The organism is Xanthomonas sp. NCPPB 1068, from assembly GCF_041479385.2.
Taxonomy (GTDB): domain Bacteria; phylum Pseudomonadota; class Gammaproteobacteria; order Xanthomonadales; family Xanthomonadaceae; genus Xanthomonas; species Xanthomonas cannabis.
Window position 1 is genome coordinate 4,276,017 of sequence record NZ_CM192986.1, and the last position, 24,373, is coordinate 4,300,389.

General features: G+C 67.8%; 20 protein-coding genes and 2 pseudogenes. 10 read left to right on the forward strand and 12 right to left on the reverse strand.

Annotated features, from left to right (window positions below; genetic code table 11):
* Positions 1 to 25 precede the first annotated feature (25 nt).
* The 5 genes from ACCQ12_RS18110 to ACCQ12_RS18130 all read left to right on the forward strand — a co-directional run bounded on the left by ACCQ12_RS18110 (position 26) and on the right by ACCQ12_RS18130 (position 6,420).
* Positions 26 to 1,303 (forward strand): RDD family protein, encoded by a 1,278-nt coding sequence (locus tag ACCQ12_RS18110; protein ID WP_047694652.1) that lies wholly within the window; start codon positions 26 to 28, stop codon positions 1,301 to 1,303.
* 182 nt (positions 1,304 to 1,485) lie between these two features.
* Complete coding sequence (locus tag ACCQ12_RS18115; RefSeq protein ID WP_047694650.1) at positions 1,486 to 3,981, forward strand: DNA topoisomerase I; 2,496 nt, start codon at positions 1,486 to 1,488, stop codon at positions 3,979 to 3,981.
* Between the two features lie 8 nt (positions 3,982 to 3,989).
* The gene (gene tsaC, locus ACCQ12_RS18120; protein WP_104581302.1) at positions 3,990 to 4,553 is read left to right on the forward strand and encodes an L-threonylcarbamoyladenylate synthase type 1 TsaC; all 564 of its coding nucleotides are present in this window, start codon (positions 3,990 to 3,992) and stop codon (positions 4,551 to 4,553) included.
* A 437-nt stretch (positions 4,554 to 4,990) separates the two neighbouring features.
* Positions 4,991 to 5,764 (forward strand): DUF4124 domain-containing protein, encoded by a 774-nt coding sequence (locus ACCQ12_RS18125; RefSeq protein ID WP_179456353.1) that lies wholly within the window; start codon positions 4,991 to 4,993, stop codon positions 5,762 to 5,764.
* Positions 5,761 to 6,420, forward strand: a complete 660-nt coding sequence (locus tag ACCQ12_RS18130) for a DUF4124 domain-containing protein (RefSeq protein WP_372382404.1) — start codon at positions 5,761 to 5,763, stop codon at positions 6,418 to 6,420. Before ACCQ12_RS18125 ends, ACCQ12_RS18130 begins: the two co-directional genes overlap by 4 nt.
* Before the next feature lie 121 nt (positions 6,421 to 6,541).
* Here ACCQ12_RS18130 and ACCQ12_RS18135 read toward each other — a convergent pair.
* Both ACCQ12_RS18135 and ACCQ12_RS18140 read right to left on the reverse strand, forming a co-directional pair.
* A pseudogene (locus ACCQ12_RS18135) lies at positions 6,542 to 6,760 on the reverse strand (hypothetical protein); the annotation flags it as partial.
* 51 nt (positions 6,761 to 6,811) lie between these two features.
* Positions 6,812 to 7,588 carry an SDR family oxidoreductase gene (locus tag ACCQ12_RS18140; protein ID WP_047694792.1) on the reverse strand — a complete coding sequence of 259 codons (777 nt, stop codon included), beginning with the start codon at positions 7,586 to 7,588 and terminating at the stop codon, positions 6,812 to 6,814.
* 106 nt (positions 7,589 to 7,694) lie between these two features.
* Between ACCQ12_RS18140 and ACCQ12_RS18145 the strand changes: the two genes are divergently transcribed.
* Positions 7,695 to 7,910, forward strand: coding sequence for a hypothetical protein (locus ACCQ12_RS18145; protein ID WP_047694645.1), 216 nt, complete (start codon positions 7,695 to 7,697; stop codon positions 7,908 to 7,910).
* Between the two features lie 64 nt (positions 7,911 to 7,974).
* On the opposite strand, the gene sppA is transcribed toward ACCQ12_RS18145, so the two are convergent.
* Positions 7,975 to 9,876 carry a signal peptide peptidase SppA gene (sppA, locus tag ACCQ12_RS18150; RefSeq protein WP_372382405.1) on the reverse strand — a complete coding sequence of 634 codons (1,902 nt, stop codon included), beginning with the start codon at positions 9,874 to 9,876 and terminating at the stop codon, positions 7,975 to 7,977.
* An 84-nt stretch (positions 9,877 to 9,960) separates the two neighbouring features.
* A complete protein-coding gene (locus ACCQ12_RS18155) occupies positions 9,961 to 11,337 on the reverse strand; it encodes an MATE family efflux transporter (RefSeq protein WP_047694641.1) in 1,377 nt (458 codons plus the stop codon).
* Between the two features lie 235 nt (positions 11,338 to 11,572).
* Here ACCQ12_RS18155 and ACCQ12_RS18160 point away from each other — a divergent pair.
* Positions 11,573 to 12,771 (forward strand): annotated as a pseudogene (locus tag ACCQ12_RS18160) (DUF3667 domain-containing protein).
* 215 nt (positions 12,772 to 12,986) lie between these two features.
* Here ACCQ12_RS18160 and ACCQ12_RS18165 read toward each other — a convergent pair.
* Both ACCQ12_RS18165 and ACCQ12_RS18170 read right to left on the reverse strand, forming a co-directional pair.
* The gene (locus ACCQ12_RS18165) at positions 12,987 to 13,559 is read right to left on the reverse strand and encodes a DUF3106 domain-containing protein (protein WP_104581297.1); all 573 of its coding nucleotides are present in this window, start codon (positions 13,557 to 13,559) and stop codon (positions 12,987 to 12,989) included.
* On the reverse strand, positions 13,546 to 14,574 hold the full coding sequence (locus ACCQ12_RS18170) for a hypothetical protein (protein ID WP_372382406.1): 1,029 nt from the start codon (positions 14,572 to 14,574) through the stop codon (positions 13,546 to 13,548). The genes ACCQ12_RS18165 and ACCQ12_RS18170 overlap by 14 nt, the downstream gene beginning before the upstream one ends.
* A 459-nt stretch (positions 14,575 to 15,033) precedes the next feature.
* Between ACCQ12_RS18170 and ACCQ12_RS18175 the strand changes: the two genes are divergently transcribed.
* The gene (locus ACCQ12_RS18175) at positions 15,034 to 17,256 is read left to right on the forward strand and encodes a primosomal protein N' (protein WP_372382407.1); all 2,223 of its coding nucleotides are present in this window, start codon (positions 15,034 to 15,036) and stop codon (positions 17,254 to 17,256) included.
* A 231-nt stretch (positions 17,257 to 17,487) separates the two neighbouring features.
* On the opposite strand, the gene ACCQ12_RS18180 is transcribed toward ACCQ12_RS18175, so the two are convergent.
* Genes ACCQ12_RS18180 through ACCQ12_RS18190 form a run of 3 tightly spaced genes read right to left on the reverse strand, consistent with a single transcriptional unit; the run spans position 17,488 to position 19,528 of the window.
* The gene (locus ACCQ12_RS18180) at positions 17,488 to 18,111 is read right to left on the reverse strand and encodes a glutathione S-transferase family protein (RefSeq protein WP_372383659.1); all 624 of its coding nucleotides are present in this window, start codon (positions 18,109 to 18,111) and stop codon (positions 17,488 to 17,490) included.
* 35 nt (positions 18,112 to 18,146) lie between these two features.
* Positions 18,147 to 18,977 (reverse strand): NYN domain-containing protein, encoded by an 831-nt coding sequence (locus ACCQ12_RS18185; RefSeq protein ID WP_166749434.1) that lies wholly within the window; start codon positions 18,975 to 18,977, stop codon positions 18,147 to 18,149.
* Positions 18,974 to 19,528 carry a hypothetical protein gene (locus ACCQ12_RS18190; protein ID WP_372382408.1) on the reverse strand — a complete coding sequence of 185 codons (555 nt, stop codon included), beginning with the start codon at positions 19,526 to 19,528 and terminating at the stop codon, positions 18,974 to 18,976. The genes ACCQ12_RS18185 and ACCQ12_RS18190 overlap by 4 nt, the downstream gene beginning before the upstream one ends.
* A gap of 118 nt (positions 19,529 to 19,646) precedes the next feature.
* Here ACCQ12_RS18190 and ACCQ12_RS18195 point away from each other — a divergent pair, with 118 nt between their 5' ends.
* Positions 19,647 to 20,939 (forward strand): NAD(P)/FAD-dependent oxidoreductase, encoded by a 1,293-nt coding sequence (locus ACCQ12_RS18195; protein WP_166744119.1) that lies wholly within the window; start codon positions 19,647 to 19,649, stop codon positions 20,937 to 20,939.
* Positions 20,940 to 20,991: 52 nt separating this feature from the next.
* The gene (locus ACCQ12_RS18200) at positions 20,992 to 21,606 is read left to right on the forward strand and encodes a trimeric intracellular cation channel family protein (RefSeq protein WP_039405257.1); all 615 of its coding nucleotides are present in this window, start codon (positions 20,992 to 20,994) and stop codon (positions 21,604 to 21,606) included.
* A 125-nt stretch (positions 21,607 to 21,731) separates the two neighbouring features.
* On the opposite strand, the gene rpoH is transcribed toward ACCQ12_RS18200, so the two are convergent.
* From rpoH to ACCQ12_RS18215, 3 genes are all read right to left on the reverse strand, one after another.
* Complete coding sequence (gene rpoH, locus ACCQ12_RS18205) at positions 21,732 to 22,607, reverse strand: RNA polymerase sigma factor RpoH (protein ID WP_039564933.1); 876 nt, start codon at positions 22,605 to 22,607, stop codon at positions 21,732 to 21,734.
* A gap of 199 nt (positions 22,608 to 22,806) precedes the next feature.
* On the reverse strand, positions 22,807 to 23,532 hold the full coding sequence (gene ung, locus ACCQ12_RS18210; RefSeq protein WP_166752337.1) for a uracil-DNA glycosylase: 726 nt from the start codon (positions 23,530 to 23,532) through the stop codon (positions 22,807 to 22,809).
* Entirely contained in the window at positions 23,529 to 24,371 is an 843-nt protein-coding gene (locus ACCQ12_RS18215; protein WP_039405267.1) for a response regulator, read from the reverse strand. Before ACCQ12_RS18215 ends, ung begins: the two co-directional genes overlap by 4 nt.
* Between the last annotated feature and the right edge of the window lie 2 nt (positions 24,372 to 24,373).

Here is a 24,373-nt window from a genome sequence, read left to right on the forward strand (position 1 = left end):
AATGGCTACACGTTAAGGGGACGACATGACGCAGTGGTATTACGCCGACGCACAGCGGCAACGCCAGGGACCGGTGGACACGGACACGCTTGCCGCGCGCCTGTCGCAGGGCATCATCGACCGCTCCAGCCTGGTCTGGCGCGAAGGCCTGCCGCAATGGGTGGCCCTGCATGAGGTCGCCGCCGAACTGGGCCTCGACGGCACGGGGCCTGCGGTGCCCGAGGCCGTCGGGCCGCCGCGCGTGGAAATACCGACCGATGCACCGCTGTCGGCCGCCGATAGCGCCGACGGCGTGCCTGGCACGGCGTCGCCCGTCGCGGCCCGGCCGATCAATGACCTCGCTGCCACGTCATCGCCCGCGCAGACGGCCGTTGCCGACGCCAGCGGCAGCGCCGCCGCTGATGCCGCCGTGGCCACCGGTCTTGCCGGTCAATCTCCCTCGGTCGATTCCCCAGACCACCCGCCACGCGACCACGCCCCATCACCGGGCCGGCCGGCATGGTCTGCCCCGCCGGCAGACGCCATTACCCCACCGCAAGCCTCGGGCCCGAGCCTGAGCGAGACCGCCGGAGCGGCTTCGGCACCCGGAAACGCACCGGCAAGTGCGACGACGACGCTTCCCGGCGCCTGGGGTGACCCGGCCCTCGCCGCGCCCGCGGCAAGCGGTGCACTGCAGGATGCGCCGGTCGTCTACGCCGGCCTGTGGCGGCGCGTGGCGGCCAGCATCCTCGACAGCCTGATCACCACCTTCGCGGTGTACCTGATCGTGATCCCGCTGGTGTTCGTGGTGGCGCTGATGACCACCCGCGGCGACTCCGGTTCGGCCCTGGACGACGGCAGCGCGCTCGGCATTGCGATCCTGGTGATGTCCTACGGCATCGGCCTGGCCATCCCCACGCTGTACTTTGCCTGGATGCAGTCCAGCCGGTTGCAGGCCAGCCTGGGCAAGCTCGCCTGTGGCATCAAGGTGGTGCGCGCCGACAGCAACGGTGCCCGGGTCGGGTTCTGGCGCAACGTGCTGCGGTACCTGGCCTACATGCTGATCAGCGTCCTGACCTTGGGGATCGGCGCGGTCGTGGCGGCCTTCATGGCCGGCATGACCCAGCGCAAACAGACCCCGCACGACAAGATCTGCGACACCCTGGTGGTGGACCGCTGGGCCTTCACCGACCGCCCGGAGCTGCAGTCGCGGGGCCTGGACACGGTCACGATCGTGGTGCTGGCCATTTATGCGGTGCTGCTGGTGCTCTCCATCGTGGTCGTCGCGATCATGCTGGCAACCATCGGAATGAGCCAGAGCTAGCAGTTCGCCGCGCCAGGCGCTTGACACGGCGGCGTCCGCCGTGATCTTTCTAATAAGACGACTGAACGCCCGGGAGTACTCCCCGGGCGTTAACGTGTGGGAAACGGCCGATCTGCTTCCCTCGACCGGCCAATTAGGCCACGCTACCCGCCCCCCGGGCTCTGCCCCAAGAAGTTGCCACCATGCCCAAGCACCTGCTCATCGTCGAATCGCCCGCCAAGGCCAAGACGATCAATAAATACCTCGGCAAGGACTTCACTGTCCTGGCCTCGTATGGGCACGTGCGCGATCTCGTTCCCAAGGAGGGCGCGGTCGATCCGGACAACGGCTTTGCGATGCGTTACGACCTGATCGAGAAGAACGAGAAGCATGTCGAGGCCATCGCGCGCGCCGCCAAGGGCGCCGACGACATCTTTCTGGCGACCGACCCGGACCGCGAGGGCGAGGCGATCAGCTGGCACATCGCCGAGATCCTGAAAGAGCGTGGCCTGCTCAAGGACAAGCCGATGCAGCGGGTGGTGTTCACCGAGATCACCCCGCGCGCGATCAAGGAAGCGATGCTCAAGCCGCGCGCGATCGCCGCCGACCTGGTGGATGCGCAGCAGGCCCGTCGCGCGCTGGACTATCTGGTGGGCTTCAACCTGTCGCCCGTGCTGTGGCGCAAGGTGCAGCGCGGGCTCTCTGCCGGCCGCGTGCAGTCGCCGGCGCTGCGCATGATCGTCGAGCGCGAGGAAGAGATCGAAGCCTTCATCCCGCGCGAATACTGGTCCATCGATGCGCACTGCCGGCATCCTTCGCAAGCGTTCAATGCGCGACTGATCAAGCTTGACGGGCAGAAGTTCGAGCAGTTCACCGTCACCGACGGCGACACCGCCGAGGCGGCGCGCCTGCGCATCCAGCAGGCCGCGCAAGGCGTGCTGCATGTGACCGACGTGGCCAGCAAGGAGCGCAAGCGCCGCCCTGCCCCGCCGTTCACCACGTCCACGCTGCAGCAGGAAGCTTCGCGCAAGCTCGGCTTCACCACCCGCAAGACCATGCAGGTGGCGCAGAAGTTGTACGAAGGCGTGGCGCTGGGCGATGAAGGCTCGGTCGGCCTGATCAGCTATATGCGTACCGACTCGGTGAACCTGTCGCAGGACGCGCTGGCGGAAATCCGCGACGTGATCGCGCGCGATTTCGGCACCGCCTCGCTGCCGGACCAGCCCAACGCCTACACCACCAAATCCAAGAACGCGCAGGAAGCCCACGAAGCGGTGCGCCCGACCTCGGCGTTGCGCACACCGGCCCAGGTAGCGCGCTTTTTGTCCGACGACGAGCGCCGCCTGTACGAATTGATCTGGCGCCGCGCGGTGGCCTGCCAGATGATTCCGGCCACGCTCAACACCGTCAGCGTGGACCTGTCGGCCGGCAGCGAGCACGTGTTCCGTGCCAGCGGCACCACCGTGGTGGTGCCGGGCTTTCTGGCGGTCTATGAAGAAGGCAAGGACACCAAGAGCAGCGAGGACGAGGACGAAGGCCGCAAGCTGCCGCTGATGAAGGCCGGCGACAACATCCCGCTGGACCGCATCGTCACCGACCAGCACTTCACCCAGCCGCCGCCGCGCTTCACCGAAGCGGCGCTGGTCAAGGCGCTGGAGGAATACGGTATCGGCCGTCCGTCCACCTACGCCTCGATCATCCAGACCCTGCAGTTCCGCAAGTACGTGGAAATGGAAGGCCGCAGCTTCCGCCCGACCGACGTGGGCCGGGCGGTGTCCAAGTTCCTGTCCGGGCACTTCACCCGCTACGTGGATTACGACTTCACCGCCAACCTGGAAGACGATCTGGATGCGGTGTCGCGCGGTGAAGCCGAGTGGATCCCGTTGATGGAGAAGTTCTGGGGCCCGTTCAAGGAACTGGTCGAGGACAAGAAGGATTCGCTGGACAAGACCGACGCCGGCAGCGTGCGCGTGCTCGGCACCGACCCGGTCAGCGGCAAAGAGGTGAGTGCGCGCATCGGCCGCTTCGGCCCGATGGTGCAGATCGGCACCGTCGAAGACGAAGAAAAGCCGACGTTCGCGTCGCTGCGTCCGGGGCAGAGCATCTACTCGATCTCGATCGAGGATGCGCTGGAACTGTTCAAGATGCCGCGCGCGCTGGGCCAGGACAAAGATCAAGACGTCAGCGTCGGCATCGGTCGTTTCGGCCCGTTTGCGCGCCGTGGCAGCGTGTACGCCTCGCTGAAGAAAGAGGACGACCCGTACACCATCGATCTGGAACGCGCGGTATTCCTGATCGAAGAGAAGGAAGAGATCGCGCGCAACCGCGTGATCAAGGAATTCGAGGGCAGCGACATCCAGGTGCTCAACGGCCGCTTCGGCCCGTACATCAGCGATGGCAAGCTCAATGGCAAGATCCCGAAGGAGCGCGAGCCGTCGTCGTTGACGCTCGCCGAGGTGCAGCAACTGCTGGCCGATACCGGCAAGCCGGTGCGCAAGGGCTTTGGCGCTAAGAAGGCCACGCTGAAGAAGAATGCGGTGAAGGATTCGGCCAAGGAAGCGAAGGACGCCGCCAAGAAGACCACGGTCAAGAAAACCGCCACCAAGACGGCAGCGAAGAAAGCGCCGGCCAAGAAGACCGCCGCCAAAAAGGCGGCCAAGCGCGTGGTCAAGAAAACCGTGAGCAAGGCGGCAGGCTGAGGCAGCGCATGGACCACACGCTGAGCCCGGACAGCGCGGTCGCTACCCTGCAACGGGGCGGCGTGATCGCCTACCCGACCGAAGCGGTCTGGGGCCTGGGCTGCGACCCGGCACAGGAAGCGGCGGTGCTGCGGCTGCTGGAGATCAAGCGGCGCCCCGTCGACAAGGGCGTGATCGTGGTGGCGTCCGCCATCGAGCGGCTGTACGACTGGATCGATCTCGATGCGCTGGCGCCGGCGCGCCGGCAGGACGTGCTGGCCAGCTGGCCCGGCCCGCATACCTGGATCCTGCCGGTCACGTCCCGCGCGCCGCGCTGGGTCACCGGCACGCACGACGGGTTGGCCGTGCGCATCAGCGCGCATCCGGTCGTGGCTGCGCTGTGCGCGGCCTGGGGCGGCCCGCTGGTGTCCACCAGCGCCAACCTGGCAGGCGAGCCCCCCGCGCGCAGCCGCGAGGCCCTGGACCCGGCCCTGCTGGCGACCATCGACGGCGTGGTGGCCGGCGATGTCGGCGGGCAGGCGCAGCCCACCCAGATCCGCGACGCACGGACCGGTCAGGTGCTGCGCGACTGAGCCACCGCCGGCCGAACAAGCCGGCGTCATGGTCCACTGAAAGCGCCCGTCTGGCGGTTGCTGCTCGCTGCCATGCAGGTCTGCATCAGGCGCGCGCCTGGCCCGGAGGCCTGTCCTAGCCGTGTTCGGTCCCCACGCCCCTCTTCGGTCTTCGACGGCTGTGCCCGCATGCAACGGAGCCAGCCAGCTGCGCCTGATCGGCACGTCCGCGGTAACGACCCGGCGCGGCAGGCCCTGCGCTCTCGGCCGGGTATCGATCAACGAGCGGTCTCCTGGAGCGGCCGGGCTCCGCCACAAGCAGCACCCGGGCACCTGCGGCAGTGCCCAGCCAGGCAAGCTCATCGCCTTCAGTGACGCTGCCATGCCGCGGCGCGACGGCGTCGCAGGCGACCGCCAGCCACTTGGCGGCGCGGCCGCCGAGCGCGCACACTCAGGCCATGCGTACTCCCCTGACTCTTCTGTTGCTGGCCTGCGCACTTCCCGCAGCGGCAGCGAGCACGGCCAGCAAGCCCGACCCCAACGTGCGCGTGTACCGCTGCGTCAGCAGCACCGGTACCGTCGCCTTGCAGGATGCGCCGTGCAGCGGCGGCCGCCAGCAGGTGCTGGACATGCAGCGCCCCCAGGATCCGCCGCCACGCCCGGCACGCGTTCAGGCGCCCGCCCCGGCCGCCGCCGCACCCGCGCGCGAGGTGCGCATCGTGACCGTGCAACCGCCGCAGCCGATGTACGAGTGCACCACCGAAGACGGCCAGCGCTATACCAGCGACAGCCCCGAAGGCAATCCGCGCTGGGTGCCGACCTGGGGGCCGGCCTATGTGGGCAATGGCATCGCCCCGCCTCCGCCCCCCGCTGGCACCCTGCGCCCGCCGCTACCGGTGAGCCCGCGCCCGGCGATCTCGGTGCAGGGTGGTTCCGGACGCGGCAGCCTGCGCGGTAGCGCCAGCTTTGGCGGTGGCAGTCATCAAGGTGGCTATCAGGGCGGATACCACGGTGGCGCCTATGGCGGCACCGTGATCGTGCCCTACGGCAATGTGCAGGTCCGCGACGAATGCCACGCCCTGCCGGAACAGGAAGTCTGCGCGCGGTTGGCAGACCGCCGCTGGGAGCTGATCCGCCGGTACAACAACGCACTGCAAAGCGAGCGCCAGGACCTCAGCCGCGAACAACGTGGCATCGAAGCGCGTCAGCAACGCGATTGCGGCGGCGCATGAACCGCACCGTGGTGGTATGCCTGCTGTTGGGCGGGGTGTGGGGCGCCAGCGCCCAGGAAGTGGCCATCTACCGTTGCACCGATCCCACCGGCGCGCTCACGGTGCAGAACATGCCGTGCCCGAAAGGCATGCAGCAACAGAAGAAGCTGATGACAGCCCCGGCCGCAGTGCCATTCGCGCCAGCCGGAGCGGCAACCGCTGCGCCTGCACGTGCCACGCAGCCACGCGCCGCTGCGCCAACCGCTGCATTGGCGCCTGCCGCGCCAGCCGCGACACCTCCCACCACGCCAGTGCCGGCAGCGACCTCCACCTCGACGCTGCCACCGCCACCGCTGTTTGAGTGCACTGCGCACGATAACGGACGGTACTTCACCGAAGACCGCGAACCGGCCACGCGTTGCCTGCCGATGCAGACCACCAATCTGGCCGGCGGGCCGGCCACCGGTGGCGGCAGCGCCTGCGAAGTGGTCACCGACCGCTGCGCGCCGGTGCCGGACCAGAGCCTGTGCGAGGCCTGGCGCAAACGTGCCGAGCAGGCCGAATCCACCTGGCGCTTCTCCGATGAGGCGCAATCGGCCGAGCGCAAACAGCGCTATGACCAGATGCGGCGCGTGCTGGATGAAAGTCGCTGCGCCAATCCCGCCGCCACGCCCTGAGCGCGCGGCCTGATCACCGGCTGCAATGCGTTACGCAAACCGCGCTACGACCAGATGCGGCGTGCGCGGGATGGCCACCGCCGCGCCAATCCTTCCGCGATGCCGTCAGCGCTCTTCCCGATCATGGGCTGCAATGCATCGATGCAACGAACGTTGAGCGGCATATATCGACAGGTGTTGCGAGGTAGTACGCGCGCTGCATCTCGATCAGGCGCGAGGCGGCGCGCTCAAATGCGCCGGCCAGACCCCGCACGACGTGCCCCATCGCCCCCATGTGCACTGCCGCCGGGCGGAACCCGGGCGCCGCATAGAGCGCGACGCCGCGCAGCGACGCTGTGCACTCGCCCGCCAGTGCAACGACCGGCAACGTCGCCCTGCCGTGGCGCTGTGCTCAGAACCCGTAGCGCAGAAAGCCGCCATCCACCGCGATGCATTCGCCGGTGATGTAGCTGGCCGCCGGCAGGCATAAGAAGCCCACTGCGGCGGCCACTTCTTCGGGTTCGCCGATGCGGCGCATCGGGGTGCGCTCGATCACCTGCTCGTAGTAATCCGGATCCGCCAACGGCCCGGAGGTGCGGCGCGTGCGGATGTACCACGGCGCGACGGCATTGACGCGGATGCCGTCCTCGGCCCATTCCACTGCCAGGTTGCGCGTCATCTGCTGCAGGGCAGCCTTGGTCATGCCATACGGCGCACCGCTGCGCACATGGGTGATCCCGGACACGCTACCGACGTTGACGATGGCCGATGCGGCGTGCCGGGTCAGCAACGGATGCGCATAGCGCGACAGTTCGAACGCCGAAAACACGTTGGTTTCGAAGATGCCGCGCCACTCGTCCTCGGTGTAGTCGATCGCGGCGCGGGTGATGTTGCCACCGGCGTTGTTGATCAGCACATGCAGGCCGTCGGCATGATCTTCCACCCAGTCCAGGATCGCGCGGCGCTCCTCATCGTCGGCCACGTCGGCCGCCAGGCCATGCAGCTCGCGCTCGGGAAATTCCTCGGCCAGTTCATCGCGTGCCTGCGCCAAGGCATCGGCATCGCGCGCCACCATCAGCAGATCCGCGCCAAAACCCAGCAGCTCGCGCGCAATGGCCAGACCGATGCCGGCACTGGCGCCGGTAATGAGCGCGGTCTGTCCATCCAGCCGCCAGCGATGCATTGTCACGTGGGTGATCCTCTTCAAGACGCTGGGAAACGGCCGCTGCAGCGCAGTTGACGCGCATGCGTGGGCCGAGCGTTAGGATACCGCCACCCCGAGCGAGGTCACGACGATGAAGACGCATTGGATGCTTGCAGCCTGCCTGGCGGTGTCGCTGGGCGCCTGTCAGCGGCCGCAGCCCGCACCCACCGAACAGAAACCCGAACCGCAGGCCACCGCCTTGCGCGACCGCATCCAGCAACCGCTGAACAAGGCTCACGCAGTGCAGGCCGCGACCGATCAGGCCGCCGAAGACCAGCGCAAGGCAATCGACGCAGCCACGCAGTAGAAACAACAACGCCGGCACATGGCCGGCGTTGTCGATACAGCAATCGCCGTCCAAGCGCGACGGCTCAGAACCCGCAGAAGCAGTAGGCCAATGCCTTGACCGGCGTGCCGCCTGCCTTGCTGTCGTGCATGGCGCTTTCGACGAAGCGCAGCTGGGTGTCCACTTCCGGCAACGAGCGGGCCAGCAATGCACGTGCCATGCCCGAGTCGCCCAGCATCCACGCGCCCATGCGGCTGCCGGCGAACCCGCTCATGAACTGCGAAAACGGCGTCGCCGGTTTTTCCACATAGCGCACGCGGAACTTGCCACGGCCCAGCTTGGCGCGGTCGGCCGCATCGGCCACTGCGTCCTGCATGCCGCCGAAGGCATCCACCAGCCCATGTTGCTTGGCCTGCGCCCCGCTCCACACACGACCGCGCGCGACCTTGTCGATGGCCTCCACCGACTGGTGACGTGCCTGCGCCACCTTGCCGGTGAAGTCGGCATAACCCTTGTTGATCACGGCCTGGATCACCTGGCCAGCAGCCGGGTCCAACGGACGGGTGATGTCGAACGCACCGGCGAATCGCGTGGTGCCCACGCCGTCGGTGTGCACGCCGATCTTGTCCAGCGCGCGGGTCAGGTTGGGCACCATGCCGAAGATGCCGATGGAGCCGCTGATGGTCGACGGGTCGGCGTAGATGCGATCGGCATTCATGCTGATCCAGTAACCGCCGGACGCGGCCAGGTCGCCCATCGACACCACCACCGGCTTGCCGGCCTGCTTGAGCGCGACCACTTCACGGCGGATCTGTTCGGAGGCGAACACTTCGCCGCCGGGTGAATCCACCCGCAGCACCACCGCCTTGACCTCGTCGTCGTCGCGCGCCTGGCGCAGCAACGCCGCGGTGGACTCGCCACCGATGCGCCCGGCCGGCTGCTCGCCGCCACTGATTTCGCCGGCGGCCACCACCACGGCCACCTGCGGACGGCTGTCCATCGGCGAGCGCTGCGCCTGCAACTGGCTCAGGTAATCGTTGTAGCCGATGTTGCGGAAACCGCTGTCGGCATCGCTGTCGGCCACGCCGCGCTTGGTCAGCAGGGCATCGACGTCTTCGCGGGTCTTGAGCCCGTCGACCAGCTTCTGCTGCAGCGCAAACTTGGCCAGGTCGCCGCCGGCGGCCACCACGCCCTCCGGCAGGGTGTCGATGCCGGCGGCCAGCTGCGCGGGCGTGAGCTTGCGCGCGGCGCCGACATCGGCCAGATAGCGCTGCCACACATCGTTCATCCAGAACAGGTCCGCTTCCTTGGCGTCGGCCGAGGCCGCGTCGAGGATGTACGGCTCGGCTGCAGACTTGTATTCGCCGACACGGAACAGGTGCACGTCCACGCCGAGCTTGTCCTGCAGGCCTTCGCGGAAATACTGGCGATAGCGGCCAAGCCCTTCCATCAGCACGCTGCCCATCGGGTCCAGATAGACCTCGTTGGCCTGCGCGGCCAGCAGGTACTGGCCCTGGCTCATGCTTTCACTGAAGGCCACGATCTGCTTGCCGGAGGCGCGCAGCTTCTGCAGCGCGGCGGCCACTTCGCGCTGCGAGGCGAAGCCGGCCGGCTGCAGCTTGTCCAGGTTCAACAGCACCCGCTCGATCTTGCGGTCCTTGCCGGCCGCCTCGATCACCCGCACCAGGTCGCGCAGCTGCACTTCTTCGGCGCTCTTGTCGCCCACCGCCTTGGCCAACGACCGGCTCACCGGGTCGGCGCTGAACTGCTCAACCAGGGTGCCTTCGGGGTTGATCACCAGGGTGGTGCGCTCGGCCAGGGGTTTGGTGCCGTCGCCGCGCGCGATCGCCACCACGAACAGCAGCAACAGCAGGAACAGAAAGCCAAAGAACACCAGGTTGAAGATCAGGCGCCGGGTGAAATTCATCACGTCCCACAGGCCGACGAAGAAGCTGGCGATGGGATTGCGACGCACGGGGTGGTTCATGGAAAACTCCGTCGAAAAGACGCTGCGTACAGATGATGGTGTGCAGCATACCGGCTGCGCTGCGCGCGCGGCATGCGCTGAAAGTCAGGGGGCCACGCGGGCGGTCAATCGCCGGCTGGTATGGCGGAAGCGCAAGCCCATCAGGACCGACGCCACGGTCAGGCCCAGGATCAACCCGATCCACATGCCCTGCGGCCCCCAGCCCAGCCCCAGGCCGAGCCCGGCGCCGATCGGCATGCCCACGCCCCAGTACGACACCATCGCCAGGAACATCGGCACGCGGGTGTCCTTGAGCCCGCGCAGCGCGCCGGCCGACAGCACCTGGATGCCATCCGGGAACTGGAAGGTGGCGGCAAACAGCAGCAACACCGAGGCCAGCGCGGCCACTGCCGCATCGTTGGTATAAACGCCAACGATGGCGTCGTGGCCCAGCAGCAGCGCGCTGGCCGACAAAGCCTGGGTGCCCAGCACGATGGCGTAACCGGCCCAGGTGGCGCGCCGTATCGCCAATGGGTCGCCACGGCCCACCGCATGGCCGACGCGCACGGTGGTGGCTTCGGCCACGCCCATCGGCACCATGAAGCACAGCTGCGCGACGTTGATGGCGATCTGGTGTGCGGCCGCTTCGGTGGAGCCCAGCCGGCCGATCAACAGGGCGGTGACGATGAACAGGCCGCCTTCCATCAACACGGTGATACCGATCGGCAGGCCGGTGCGCAACAGATCGCCGATGGCGCGCCAACGCGGCCCTTCCAGGTGGGTGAACAGTTCCAGGTGCGCAAAGCGACGCGCCCGCCACAGGTACAGCGCAAAGACACCGGCCTGCACCCACATGGTGATCGCCGAGGCCATGCCCAGCCCTTCGGCGCCATGCTCGGCCAGGCCCCATTTGCCGTAGGTGAGCGCATAGCCCAGCGGCGCCAGCACCAGCAGCCCGCCAAACCCCAGCAGCATGGTCGGCAGCGTCCAGTGCATGCCTTCGCTGAGATAGCGCATGCAGAAATAGAACGTCAGCGCCGGCACGCCCCAGCGCACCGCATGCAGGAAGTCGGTGGCCCCCGGCACGATGTCCGGCGCAATGCCGAAGGTGGGCAGCAGCGGCGGCACCACGCTCAGAAACGCGAACATCAATGCGCTCAAGCCCAGCGACAGCCACAACGCCTGACGAAACAACGGGCCGATCTCGCGCTCGCGCCCGGCGCCGAGCAATTGCGAGACCGAGGCGGTCAGCGAGATCAGCGTGCCGATCGGCACCAGCATGGGCAGCCACAGCAGCGAGGTCCCGATGGTGACCGCCGCCAGCGTGGCAGTGCCGTGGTGGCCGGCGATGACGTTGTCGGTGAAGCCGATCAGGCCGGTGGAGACGTGGCCGAGCACCAGCGGCAAGGCCAGCAGGCCGGTGGTGCGCACTTCCGCGGCGAAGCCTGGCGTCGCGGACGTGGGTGCAGAAGGAACAGACATGACAAACCGATCGCTGCGCGGACTACGGCCGTACCGGGAGGCGCTGGCACCGGGTCGCGTGGGGCCGCTATCTTACGCGCAGTTTCCGACAGCGGCCTGACGCGCGCCTGGGTCACTGCCGCCGCGCTCGCTCGCGCATGCGGGGCAATACAATGCGGCACGCCAATCCCGGCCAGCCGCGCGATCATGCGGTACCGTGCGCGTGACATGGCCCTTCGGGTGGCCGTGCCAGCCGCTGCGGCCCATTGGAACCGCCAACAGGACCTGGCCATGCCCCTGCACCCGACCGCGCCGCACCCATCGGATTGCGAAAACTGTTCCACCGCCCTGCACGGTGACTTTTGCCACGCCTGCGGGCAGAGCGCCCACAACCCGGTGCGTAGCGTTGCGCATGCGGTGGAAGAAGTATTCGAGTCGTTCTGGCACCTGGACGGGCGCATCTTCCGCACCCTGCACGACCTGCTGGTGCCCGGCCGCGTGGCACTGCGGTTTCTGAGCGGGCAACGCGTGCGCTATGTGGCACCGATGCGGCTGTTTCTGGTGCTGAGTCTATTGACCTTCTTCATCGCACGCATCGCCGTGCACGCGTCCGACGAGGACACCGATGTCGCGGCGGGAGCGGCACCGCACAGCGCCACACCGAAAGACTTCGCGCATGCGCGCACGCCGGCGCAGGTGGAAGCGGTGCGTGCGCAGATGGTCGGTGCGCTGACCAGCACCCGCACGGTGGTGCCAGCCGGCATCGCACGCGACGGCGTGGATGCCGGCATTGCACGTGCCGAGAGCGAAGCGAGCAAGCGGCTGGCGCAACTGCACCAGGGCGCGCGCCTGAATAGTGCGGCCCCGGTGGTCGATGCACCCGACAACAGCACGTTCTTTTCGGTCGGCGGCACCCCCTGGGATCCGGTCAGCAATCCGTTGACCGTGGCGCCGTTGCCGCCGTTTGCCAACCGCTGGCTCAACACCCAGCTCGGCCATATCCGCGCCAACCTGCCGCGCCTGCGCAGCAACCCGCAGCTGCTCTACAACGCGTTCTTTGCGGCGGTGCCATCCACCTTGCTGGTGCTGGTGCCGCTGTTTGCGTTGCTGTTACGGGTGTTTTACCTGCGCAGCGGGCGGGTGTATCTGGAACACCTGGTGGTGGCGCTCTACAGCCATGCGTTTCTGTGCCTTAACCTGCTGGCGATGCTGCTGCTGTCGCTGCTTGGCGACGCGGTGGCGCAGGTTGCCAGCCCGATTGCCTGGAGCATCGGGCTGGTGCAGTTCGGGCTGGCGCTGTGGATGCCGGTCTATCTGCTGTGGATGCAGCGACGGGTGTACGGACAGTCGTGGCCGGTGACCGTGCTGAAATATCTCGGCCTGGGCAGCGTGTACTTCGTCGTCGTCGCGCTGGCAGCCGCATTCCTGATGGTGGCGAGCCTGGCGCGCCTGTGATCGAACACGGCATGCGTGACATCGCCATGGTGTTCTGGTTGCCCACAGTCTGACGCAGCAACGGCGCGACCTGGCCGCGGACGATTCCGAGTGGCGAGCCGCGCATCGGCCGTACCGCCTCGGTGACACCCACCAAGCCGGGACAGCCCGCTGGCCGTCGTGCAGTCGCACGGCGCAGGACGAGGCACGCGTCGCCTCCCGGCACCCTGCGGCGATCAGCGCGCCAGTTGCCGCTTCAGCCAGGCACTGCGGGTGGCCGGGGTTTCGGCCAGTAAGGCCTCGCGCAGGCCATCGCGCTCCTGCGGCGGCGTGCGTTGTGCCAGCACCGCCAGCTGCTCCAGCTGGCCGGCATCCAGGTTGCGCAGGACCGCCAGCACACGCTCGCGCTGCGCCACCGGCACATAGCCGATCAGCGGCTGCAGCTGCGGGTAGAACGCCCCCAGCTGCGAGCCCAGACGCCAGCCGTCGCGGTGCAGGCGGTCCATCGCAGTGAACTGGGTCCGCAGCGCACGCTGCTGGTCGTCGGGCAGCCCATGCAGGCGCTCGCGCGCCTGCCGCAGCACCACCTTGTCGGTGGCGGTCAGATCCTTCCAGGCCGCGTAGCGCGCGCGCAGGTCGGCCTGTTGTGCCGGGGTCAGCGCCGCCCAACGGGCCCGTTGCTGCGCAGCGCTGGGCGCGGCCGGGGCAGCCGCAGCACTGCCTTCGTCCAGTGCTGCGGGCAAGGCCTGCGCACAGGCAATGCCAGTCATCGCCAGCATCAACAGGCCGGACCACTTATTGATCGTCATCGACCGTCTCCAGTGGTGCAGAAGGCAGCTCGGCAGCGGTGGCATGCGCGCCGGACTCGTCCTTGGGAACCGGGTGGCCGGCGGCGTACCAGGCATAGAAGTCCGCCGAGCGCGCCAGCTCCAGGTCCGGGTCGGCCAGCATGGCCTGATCGCGCGGGTCCGGGCCGGCGGCCGCGGCGGAGTCCGGCAGGTCGGCGGCCGGAAGCTCCTCCACCAAGACTGGCGCGGCGTCGGTCACGTGGAGCACGCCGGCGGGCGCCTGCGAGACCGGCTCGGGCGGCAGCGCCGGCCGGCGATGCGTCCACCACCAGCCCACCACCGCCAGCAGCAGGGCCAGTGCCAGCACGCCCAGGCCGATGCCGGCGTGGCGGCGGGTGACCTGCGGCCAACGCCACGACCGCTGTGCGCGCACACGCGACGGGCGCTCCACTGCTGGTGCGGTTTGTACCGGTGTGGCCGGGGGCTGCAACGGCACCCCGGCCAGGGCCGCATCGCGCAACTGGCTGAGCCGGGTCAGCTGGGCTGGACCGAGCTCGCGCAGTTCCTGCTGGGCCGCTTCCGCCAATACCCGCCAGGCCTGCGCGTCCGGGTTGCCGGCCGCATCGCGCGGGCAGGCCCGTGCCAGCGACTGCCGGTAGTCGGCCGCCGCGATGCCCTGCACCTCGCTGGCGGCATCTTCTTCCAGCCCGGCCACGATCCGCAGCAACAGCGCCAGGCGGTCGGTCGTCTGCATCCGGCCCAGCGCGGTGAACGGTGGCAGCCAGGTGCCGGGCATGGGTTCGCGGCGCAGCGGCGGCGCGGTGGCCAGCAGGCTCCAGAAGCGCATCGGCCAGCCAGCCATCGGGCGTCCCGCCGCCTGGCTGCTGAAGGCGCGCAAGGTGGCGGCCAGCGCTCGCTCGGCGGCGGCCAGGTCGCCACATTGCAACTGCGCCAGCACCAGACCCCGGCGTTCCACGCCCCGCAGGAAGGCTGACAGCGCGGCAGGTGTCACGGGGGCGTCGGGGACTACGGTCATGTGAACTCCAGCATCGGCCGGCATGATACCGACGCAGGTCCGCCACGCCGACCGCTTGACAGATCGCGCGGCCGTTGCTCCGGTCGCGACCGCTGGTCACGCACGTTGTGCACAGCGGCAGGCATACCGATACGCCCCCGTCTGTCAACTGTTGTTTTTTCTTTGTTGCAATCGTGTTTCACGCCTAAGTGATTGATACATATTGGATTTCACCGGATGGCGAAAAAATGTCCAAGAGGTTGCCAAGGCAAGTGAATCCGCCTTCACGGCGTGGAGCACGCGGTTAATTCACAGGTTTATCCACAGGCAGTGTGGATAAACCCGTTTCCTCAATCCTCACATAGGTTTACGTCGTATTTATCACTTGGGTCACAGAAAGACGCTGCAAGTGATCACGCGGCCTTCACACCCCGAATTGCGCAGGACAGGTCCACTGGACACAGTCGGTAGACTTGGCGGATGCCTTCGACTGTGCCCACCTTGCGCGTCGCCCTGCCGGTGCCGCTGCCCCAGCTGTTCGATTACCTGCCCCCGGCAGACGTGCCGGGCGCCGATCCGGCGCGGGTCGGTTGCCGGCTGCGCGTGCCGTTCGGCTCGCGCGAGCTGATCGGAGTGGTGGTGGAAATCGGCCGGCAGCCGTCGGCCGAGGGCCTGCGCCCGGCACTGGCCTGGTGCGACGACACGCCACTGCTGGTGGATGAACTGGCTCGCTCGCTGCAGTGGCTGGCCCGCTATACCCATGCCCCGCTCGGCGAGGCCCAGGCCAGCGCCCTGCCCGGCCCGCTGCGCCGCGGCGAGCCCCTGGCCGACACCCACGCCTGGGCCTGGCAGCTGACCGAGGCCGGGCACACCGCCGCCAGCAGCCTGCGCGCCGGCAGCCGGCCGGCGTTGCTGGCCGGCCTGCTGCAGGCCGGCGCCGTGGGCGAAGAGCAGCTGGACCCGTTGCTGCCGCAGTGGCGCGAGGCCGCCCGCAGCCTGGCCAAACGTGAGCTTGCCGAACGCGTGGCAGTGTCGGCCAATGCCATCCCGGCCCGCCCCGGCAGCGGGCCGGCGCTCAACGACGAACAACAGGCCGCCGCCGCCGCGATCCGCGCGCACAGCAGCTTTGCCACCTACCTGCTCGACGGCGTCACCGGCAGCGGCAAGACCGAGGTCTACCTGCAGGCGATCGCCGACTGCCTGGCCGCCGGCAAGCAGGCGCTGGTGCTGGTGCCGGAGATCGGCCTGACCCCGCAGACGCTGGGCCGTTTCCGCGCGCGCCTGGGCGTGCCGGTGCACGCGCTGCACTCGGGGCTCTCCGATGGCGAACGCGCCCGCGTCTGGGCCGCGGCCTGGCGCGGCGAGGCCAAGCTGATCGTCGGCACCCGCTCGGCGGTGTTCACCCCGCTGCCCAACGCCGGCCTGATCGTGATCGACGAAGAACACGACGGCAGCTACAAGCAGCAGGACGGCATCCGCTATCACGCCCGCGATTTCGCCCTGGTGCGCGGCAAGGCGCTGGACGTGCCGGTGATCCTGGGCAGCGCCACCCCCTCGCTGGAAAGCCTGCACAACGCCTATTCCGGCCGCTACCGGCACCTGCGGCTGTCGCGGCGTGCCGGCGAGGCGCGCCCACCGCGGGTCCGGGTGCTGGACGTGCGCAAGCGCCCGCTCAAGGACGGACTGTCGCCAGAGGTGCTGGCTGGCATCGGCGCCACCCTGGCGCGTGGCGAGCAGGTGCTGGTGTTCAAGAACCGCCGCGGCTACGCACCGGTGCTGCTGTGCCACGACTGCGGCTGGACCGCCGCCTGCCAGCGCTGCAGCACGCCGCTGCACCAGACGCCCATGACCGTGCATGCCGGCGGCCGCCGCCTGCAATGCCACCACTGCGGCGCGCGCCAACCCGCACCGCTGGCCTGTCCGGCCTGCGCCAGCCTGGCGCTGCAGCCGCAGGGCATCGGCACCGAGCGGCTGGAAGAGCGCCTGACCGAGGCCTTCCCGGATGTGCCGGTGGTGCGCATCGACCGCAGCACCACCCAGCGCCGCGACGCACTGGAGACCCAGCTCGCGCGGCTCGGCAGCGACGCCGGCATCCTGGTCGGCACCCAGATCCTGGCCAAGGGCCACGACCTGCCGCGGTTGACCATGGTGGTGGTGGTCGGCATCGACGAAGGCCTGTTCTCGGCCGACTTCCGCGCCGCCGAAAAGCTGTCCCAGCAGCTGATCCAGGTGGCAGGACGCGCCGGACGCGCCGACCGCCCCGGCGAGGTCTGGCTGCAGACCCATCACCCCGAACACCCCTTGCTGCAGACCCTGGTCAACGGCGGCTACCACGCCTTTGCCGATGCCGAACTGCAGCAGCGCGAGGCCGCCGGCTTCCCACCGTTTGCGCATCTGGCGCTGTTCCGCGCCGAAGCCAAGGATGTCGCCGCCGCCAATCAGTTCCTGCTGGCGGTACGCGGGCTGACCGCCGACGAGAGCTCGGCGCAGTCGCCGGCGGTTGCGGCCGTGGAATGCTATGGCCCGATGCCTGCCCCGATGCCACGCCGCGCCGGGTTCCAGCGCACCCAGTTGCTGCTGTCCGCACAGCAACGCTCGGCGCTGCACCGGTTGCTCGACACCCAGTTGCCGGCGATCTACGCACTCCCGCAGGCGCGCCGCGTGCGCTGGTCGCTGGATGTGGATCCGATCGATTTGTATTAGTGCAGCGCGCGGCATCAGCCAGACCCACATTGCGCGGTGTCCCCCAGGTTTCGTAGGAGCGCACCTGGGCGCGATGTGGCGTTACCGGGAAGGCCCTCGCGCACCAGTGCGCTCCTACGGACAACGCGAGCTACCTGGCGCGCAATGTACAAGGCCCACGTACTGGAGCGGCGTGTGGGTCGGCGTGTGCTGCCTGCCACGCACCACGCTGCCCTGAGCCCTGACCCAAACTCAGGTCAGCGCCGTCATCACGCCACGCTGGTAGGCCGGCCGCGCACGCAAGCGCTGGTACCACGCCTGCAGATGCGGCAGCGCCGATCGCTCGATCGGCATTTCGAACCAGGCGTAGATGAAACTGCCCAACGGAATGTCGCCCATCGCGAAGCGCTCGCCAGACAGATACGGCTGCTGCGCCAACGCCGCATCGGCACGTGCCAGCAGTTCGCCCGATTGCGCCAGTGCCGCGGCGATACGTGTGGCATCGCGCTCGGCCTCCGGTGTGCGCACAACGCCCCAGAACAAATCACGAAACACACTGGCAAACGTCGATGTAGTCCAGTCCATCCAGCGGTCGCCCAGCGCGCGCTCGGCTGGTGATTGCGGGTACAACGCCGGTGCGTACTGCGCCGCCAGGTAGCGCACGATCGCATTGGATTCCCATAACACCAGCGTGCCGTCCTGCAAGGTCGGCACCACGCCATTCGGGTTCAATGCGCGATACGCCGGCGTGTTGTTACCGCCGAATGCACCGCCCACCTCGATCGAGGTATAGGCCACGCCGGCTTCTTCCGCGCACCACAACACCTTGCGCACATTGCTTGAATTCCGACGTCCCCAAATCGTGATGGCGGGCATCGCGGCAGCGGGCATATTTGCGTCATGCGTCATGCTCAGCCCCCTGCTGCAGGTTTGGCTGGCGCGCGCGCCGGGCGCTTGGCAGCAGCCGCCGGTTGCGCCGTCGCAGTGGCGGGCTGCGTCGGTTTGCCGCGCCCACCCTTGGGCATATCGCGCACCCACAATGCCTGCTCGTCTTGCTTGATTTCGAACAGGCCGATCGCGCGCACCAGGTCGCTGAGTTTGCGGTAACCGTAATTGCGTGGATCGAACGAGGCCTGGTTGGCGACCTGCTTGCCCACCGCGCTCAGCAGCGCCCAGCCATCGTCTTCGCAAGCGCTGACGATCGCATTGCGCAGCATCTGCACCAGCCGCGTGTCGCTACGCAATGCAGTGGCGTCCTTGCGGCCGGCCGCGCTGTCGCTGGCGGCCGCAGCCTGCTCGCCGAGCGCTTCGACATAGGTGAACTTGGAACACGCATTGACGAACGGCGCCGGGGTTTTCTGCTCGCCAAAGCCATAGACCTTCATGCCGTCGGTCAGCAGGCGCATCACCAATGGCGTGAAATCGGCATCGCTGGAGACGATCGCAAAGCCGTCCAGATTGCGTGCATACAACAGGTCCATCGCATCGATCACCATCGCCATGTCCGAGGCATTCTTGCCGGAGCTGTAGGCAAATTGCTGGATCGGCCGGATCGCGTAATCGTGCAACGCGGCTTCCCAGCCTTTCAGGTGCGGGCTCTTCCAGTTGCCGTAGGCACGGCGCACGTTGGCCACGCCATAGCGTGCCACTTCTGCCAGCACCACATCGATCTTGCCCGCCGGCGCGTTGTCGGCATCGATCAGCAAGGCGATCCGCTTGTCGGGATTGTCGGTCATGCTCATGGCTCCACTATTGTCTCAGGGGCGGTATCGAGTGCGGGATCGCTGTCCATTTCTGATGGGGTATCGGGCGTCTCAACGTCCGTAGTCGCCGCCGCCGGCAAGGTGTACTCGGTGCCATCGCGCAAGGTGAGCAGCCCCTCGCTGAGAATCTCCTGATCGGCACCGGCACTGACCCAGGTCGCTGCGACGCGACCAGCACCGCGATCGCCTTCCACGTCGAAGACGAACTCTTCGCCCCCCGCTGCCATCCCGGTGCGCAGCAGATCCACGCGCATGCTGCGGATCTGGCCGATGTGTTCCTGCACCACGGCGTCTTCCTGCAGCGCAGTGCGCGCCTGGTCGGCAAACATCGACCAGCCGGTACCGACCAGCCACAGGCCCGCAGCAAGCACCACCATCCCGAACACGCTCGCACAGGCCAGGATGCCGATCAGGCCGATGGCCACGCCACTGCGTGGCTGTCTGACCGCAGCCACAGGAGCAATGTTTGCTGCTGCGCTGTGCGCCGGGGCAGGCGGCAGCGGTGGCAAGGGCGGTGGCAGTGAAGACATGCAATGACCGTCAGCGGCAGATGCGACATGATGCCGCAGGCGTGCGACGCCCACGCGTCATGTTCATTGGCGATTTGGCATGCTGTCGCGCCCGCGTCGCACTCCATCGGACCTGACGATGACCTCTTCCCCCTCTCCCGCTCCCTTGCATCTGGTCGTGGTCGGCGGCGGTTTCGCCGGCTTGTGGGCGACCCGTGCGCTCGACGACCCCGGCATCCGCATCACCCTGATCGATCGCCAGAACCACCATCTGTTCCAGCCGCTGTTGTATCAGGTGGCCACCGCCGGCCTGTCGGCACCGGACATCGCCGCACCGCTGCGGCACATCCTGCGCGAGCAGCGCAATGTCGAGGTGCTGCTCGGCGACGTCGCAGAGATTGCGCCGACCCGCCGGGAAGTGGTGCTCGCCGATGGCACGTCGCTGGGCTACGACATGTTGCTGCTGGCCACCGGCGCCACACATGCCTATTTCGGCAACGACCAGTGGGCCGAACACGCGCCCGGCCTGAAGACCCTGTACGACGCGCTGGTCCTGCGCCGCAAGCTGCTGCTCGCCTTCGAGCGCGCCGAGGCCGAATCCGACCCCGCGGCGCGCGCCGCCTGGCTGAGCTTCGCAGTCGTGGGTGGTGGCCCGACCGGGGTCGAGCTGGCCGGCACCCTGGCCGAGATCGCCCGCCACACGCTCAAGAACGAATTCCGCCATATCGATCCACGTCAGGCACGGGTACGCCTGGTCGAAGCCGGCCCGCGCGTGCTGCCATCGTTTCCGGAAGATCTCACCGACAAGGCGCGCAAGCAGCTTGAGCGGCTGGGGGTGGAGGTGCACACCGGCACGCCGGTCAGTCATATCGATGCGCTGGGCTATCAGCTCGGCGAGACCTTCGTGCCGGCGCGCACCGTGGTGTGGGCGGCCGGCGTCGCCGCCTCGCCGCTGGCGCGCACGCTCGGCGTGCCGCTGGATCGCGCCGGGCGCGTGCTGGTTGAGCCGGACCTGAGCGTGCCCGGCCATCCGGAGATCTTTGTCGGCGGCGACCTGGCGTCGGTGCAGCAGGGCGGCCGCCCGGTACCGGGTGTGGCACCGGCGGCCAAGCAGATGGGCAAGCACATCGCCAAGGCCATCCGCGCACGCCAGCGCGGCCAGGCCGCGGCCGCCTTCCGCTATCAGGACTTCGGCAACCTGGCCACCATCGGCCGCATGGCCGCCATCGTGCATGTCGGCAAGCTCAAGCTGTCCGGCATCGTCGCGTGGTGGTTCTGGCTGGCCGCGCACGTCTACTTCCTGATCGGCTTCCGCAACCGTTTCGTGGTGCTGGTGAACTGGGCGATGGCGTACTGGAGCTACCAGCGCGCCGCACGCATCATCTTCGGCGGCGCCACCGACGACCCGCCGCCCAGCAGCAAGGACGGATGACAGCGCCACAGGCCGTGCGCGATGCTGTGCGGCCTGATGCGACGACCTGACCGTGGCAACTGTCCTGTTCCTGCTGGATCTGCTCGGCACCTTCGTGTTTGCCCTGAGCGGTGCGACCGTGGCGGTGCGCAACCGCCTGGATCTGTTCGGCGTGCTGGTGCTGTCCTGCGCGGCGGCGGTGTCCGGTGGCATCGTGCGCGATGTGCTGATCGGCGCCACCCCGCCGGCCGCATTGGTGCACCCGCAGTATCTGCTCACGGCCTGCCTGGCCGGCGTTGCCGGTTTCTATTGGCATGCAGCGGTGGAGCGGTTGCGCAACCCGGTGCAGATCTTCGACGCGGCCGGGCTGGCGTTGTTTGCGGTCTACGGCACCAGCAAGGCGCTGGACTATCAGCTCAGCCCGCTCAGTGCCACGCTGCTGGGCATGCTCAGCGGCATCGGCGGCGGCATTGCGCGCGATCTGTTGGTCGCACGCACGCCAGTGGTGCTGCAGGCCGAGTTGTACGCCGTCGCCGCGCTCGCCGGTGGCGGTCTGGTGGCCATCGGCCATGTGCTCGGCGTGCCGCAGGCCTGGTCACTGGCGATCGGCGCCGGCGTATGTTTCGGACTGCGCTTCATGGCGATCCGCTACGGCTGGCATCTGCCGGTGGCGCGCCTGCCCGACTGACACATTGTCGCGCAGGCGTGATCCTGGCAGCGGCGTCAGACGGCTGCTCGCACCCGCAGACACCCCAACGCAAACGGCCCGGATAACCGGGCCGTTTGTGCGACATGAACTGCGGAAGCAAAAGATCAGGCGACGAACAGCGCCTTCATCTTCTTCAGCGCGTTCGCCTCGATCTGGCGAATCCGCTCGGCCGACACGCCGTACTCGTCGGCCAGCTCCTGCAGCGTCACCTTGGACTCCGAATCCAGCCAGCGACGCTTGACGATGTCGCGCGAGCGCGTGTCCAGACCGGCCATGCCTTCGCGCAGCAACTGCAGCTGGTTGTCTTCGCTGTCGTGCCGCTCGTAGGCCTGCGACGGATCTTCGTCGTTGGCCACCAGGTAGCTCACCGGCGACGGCGGACCGTGGTCATCGTCTTCGTCGGAGGACGCGTCGAAACCGATATCGCGACCGGACAGGCGCGACTCCATCTCCATCACTTCCCGTTCGGAGACGTTCAGGTCCTTTGCGACCGCCGTCACCTCGGAGGCATTGAGCCAGCCCAGGCGGGTCTTGGACTTGCGCAGGTTGAAGAACAGCTTGCGCTGCGCCTTGGTCGTGGCGACCTTGACGATGCGCCAGTTCTTCAAGATGAACTCGTGCATTTCGGCACGGATCCAATGCACTGCGAAGCTGACCAGGCGCACGCCCATGTCCGGGTCGAAGCGCTTGACCGCCTTCATCAGGCCGATATTGCCTTCCTGGATCAGGTCGCCCAGCGGCAGGCCGTAGCCGTTGTAGCCGCGGGCCACGTGCACCACGAAGCGCAGGTGGGAATGGACCAGTTCGCGCGCGGCGTCCAGATCGAGCTCGTCGCGGAAGCGGCGGGCCAGATTCTGCTCCTCATCGACCGACAGCACCGGGATCTGGTGCACGGCACCGATGTAGGCGTCCAGCGAACCGAGCGCACTGGGAATCGGGAGATTGTTTGCCACGAGGGCAGTCGAAGTAGTCTGGTTCATAGGCACCATCTTAGCAGTCGAACTATTGGACTGCCGGGTATAGAAAGAGTTCCCAGCGTTCCATTTATAGGACGTTCGGGCTTCCATGCTTGCCGGCGTTCTACCGTAAAGCTCCCCGAATTCTGACTACAAACTAGCACCCCATGCCTGCGCAGACCGTGACAAAACCCGCGACGACGCGGCGCCCGGCCCGGGCTGTTCAGCCGGCGGCCGACGTTGTGTCCAACCCGTCGCGCGGCGGCAACGACCAGTCGATCGGAGGGAGACCCCGGCGCTGCAGATGCTCGTTGGTCTTGGAGAAATGCTTGCAGCCCAGAAAACCGCGATGCGCCGACAACGGCGACGGGTGCGGCGCCTTGAACACGCGATGGCGCGCCTGGTCGATCACCTTGCCCTTGGACTGGGCGTAACTGCCCCAGAGCAGGAACACCAGGCCTTCGCGCTCGCGGTTGAGGGTCTCCACCACATGGTCGGTGAAGCCTTCCCAGCCCTTGTTCTGGTGTGCACCCGCCCGGCCCTGCTCCACCGTCAGCACCGCGTTGAGCAGCAGCACACCGCGGCGCGCCCACGGCATCAGATAGCCGTGGTCCGGGCGCGGGATGCCCAGATCGTCCTGGATCTCCTTATAGATGTTGAGCAGCGACGGCGGCACCGGCACGCCGGGCAACACCGAAAAGCACAGCCCATGCGCCTGGCCTTCGCCGTGGTACGGGTCCTGCCCCAGGATCACCACCTTGACCTGATCGAACGGGGTCGCGTCGAAGGCGGCAAAGATCTGCGGCCCTGGCGGAAACACCCGCGCCCCGGCCGCCTTGCGCTGGCGCAGGAAGGCCGACAGCTCCTGCATCTCCGGGCGCAGCAGCCAATCGCCCACCTTTGCCTTCCACGACGGTTCCAGCTGGATGCGCCCTTCCACTTCACTCATAGCGTGACAGCCTGATCCTCGAGACGTGCCAGGCGCAGCTGGAACAAGACCTTGGTCACCAGCAAGCGCTCCTCGATGGGCTTTTGCACCAGGTCATTGGCGCCGGCACGCAGCAGTTCTGACTGGTTGCGTGGATTGGTGTCGCCGGTCATCACCAGAACCGGCAGGCGGCGCTTGCCGTAGGCGAAATCGATGCGGATACGTTCGACCACATCGCGGCCGTTGAGCTCGCCTTTCAGGGTCACGTCGGTCAGCACCACGTCGATACGTCGCTCGGTCCGGCCCAGCGATTCGGCGGTCAGCAGCGCAAAGGCATCTTCGGCAGTCAATACATGCACCACCTTCAGGCTCTGGCGCTCGAGCATGCGCTTGGTCGCCTCGGCCACCACGCGGCTGTCTTCGATATAGAGCACGGTCGCGCCGACCACCGGCTCGGGCTGCACATAGCCACGGATGAAGGTAGCCAGGGCCTCATGGCCCAGCGCCTTGTCGAAATAGTCGGTGACGTATTCGGTAAAGCGGCGCTCGACCAAGTGCTGCTGCGCATCGCCGGACACCACGATGACCGGCACATACGCCTGCCCGGCCGCTTCGCGCACGCTGCGCGCCAGGGCCAGGCCATCGCCATCGGGCAACGACAGCGAGGTCGTCACCAGATCCACCGCGCCGGCTTCCAGCGCATCGCGCGCTTCGGCGATGCTGGCGCAGCCAATCACCTGCACATTTTGCAGCTCGCGCGTGAGCACGTCGGCAATGAGCTTGCGCACCAGCTTCGAACCATCGACGACCATCACGCGCGGTGCGTCGCTGATCAGGTGTTTGAGATCTGGTGGATGCATGG

What these genes read in the sequence shown, in the direction of transcription:
- ACCQ12_RS18110 (WP_047694652.1), top strand. Translation starts at nt 26, where the DNA reads ATGACGCAGTGGTATTACGCCGACGCACAGCGGCAACGCCAGGGACCG.
- ACCQ12_RS18115 (WP_047694650.1), top strand. Translation starts at nt 1,486, where the DNA reads ATGCCCAAGCACCTGCTCATCGTCGAATCGCCCGCCAAGGCCAAGACG.
- tsaC (WP_104581302.1), top strand. Translation starts at nt 3,990, where the DNA reads ATGGACCACACGCTGAGCCCGGACAGCGCGGTCGCTACCCTGCAACGG.
- ACCQ12_RS18125 (WP_179456353.1), top strand. Translation starts at nt 4,991, where the DNA reads ATGCGTACTCCCCTGACTCTTCTGTTGCTGGCCTGCGCACTTCCCGCA.
- ACCQ12_RS18130 (WP_372382404.1), top strand. Translation starts at nt 5,761, where the DNA reads ATGAACCGCACCGTGGTGGTATGCCTGCTGTTGGGCGGGGTGTGGGGC.
- ACCQ12_RS18145 (WP_047694645.1), top strand. Translation starts at nt 7,695, where the DNA reads ATGAAGACGCATTGGATGCTTGCAGCCTGCCTGGCGGTGTCGCTGGGC.
- sppA (WP_372382405.1), bottom strand. Translation starts at nt 9,876, where the DNA reads ATGAACCACCCCGTGCGTCGCAATCCCATCGCCAGCTTCTTCGTCGGC.
- ACCQ12_RS18155 (WP_047694641.1), bottom strand. Translation starts at nt 11,337, where the DNA reads ATGTCTGTTCCTTCTGCACCCACGTCCGCGACGCCAGGCTTCGCCGCG.
- ACCQ12_RS18165 (WP_104581297.1), bottom strand. Translation starts at nt 13,559, where the DNA reads ATGACGATCAATAAGTGGTCCGGCCTGTTGATGCTGGCGATGACTGGC.
- ACCQ12_RS18170 (WP_372382406.1), bottom strand. Translation starts at nt 14,574, where the DNA reads ATGACCGTAGTCCCCGACGCCCCCGTGACACCTGCCGCGCTGTCAGCC.
- ACCQ12_RS18175 (WP_372382407.1), top strand. Translation starts at nt 15,034, where the DNA reads ATGCCTTCGACTGTGCCCACCTTGCGCGTCGCCCTGCCGGTGCCGCTG.
- ACCQ12_RS18180 (WP_372383659.1), bottom strand. Translation starts at nt 18,111, where the DNA reads ATGCCCGCCATCACGATTTGGGGACGTCGGAATTCAAGCAATGTGCGC.
- ACCQ12_RS18185 (WP_166749434.1), bottom strand. Translation starts at nt 18,977, where the DNA reads ATGAGCATGACCGACAATCCCGACAAGCGGATCGCCTTGCTGATCGAT.
- ACCQ12_RS18190 (WP_372382408.1), bottom strand. Translation starts at nt 19,528, where the DNA reads ATGTCTTCACTGCCACCGCCCTTGCCACCGCTGCCGCCTGCCCCGGCG.
- ACCQ12_RS18195 (WP_166744119.1), top strand. Translation starts at nt 19,647, where the DNA reads ATGACCTCTTCCCCCTCTCCCGCTCCCTTGCATCTGGTCGTGGTCGGC.
- rpoH (WP_039564933.1), bottom strand. Translation starts at nt 22,607, where the DNA reads ATGAACCAGACTACTTCGACTGCCCTCGTGGCAAACAATCTCCCGATT.
- ung (WP_166752337.1), bottom strand. Translation starts at nt 23,532, where the DNA reads ATGAGTGAAGTGGAAGGGCGCATCCAGCTGGAACCGTCGTGGAAGGCA.
- ACCQ12_RS18215 (WP_039405267.1), bottom strand. Translation starts at nt 24,371, where the DNA reads ATGCATCCACCAGATCTCAAACACCTGATCAGCGACGCACCGCGCGTG.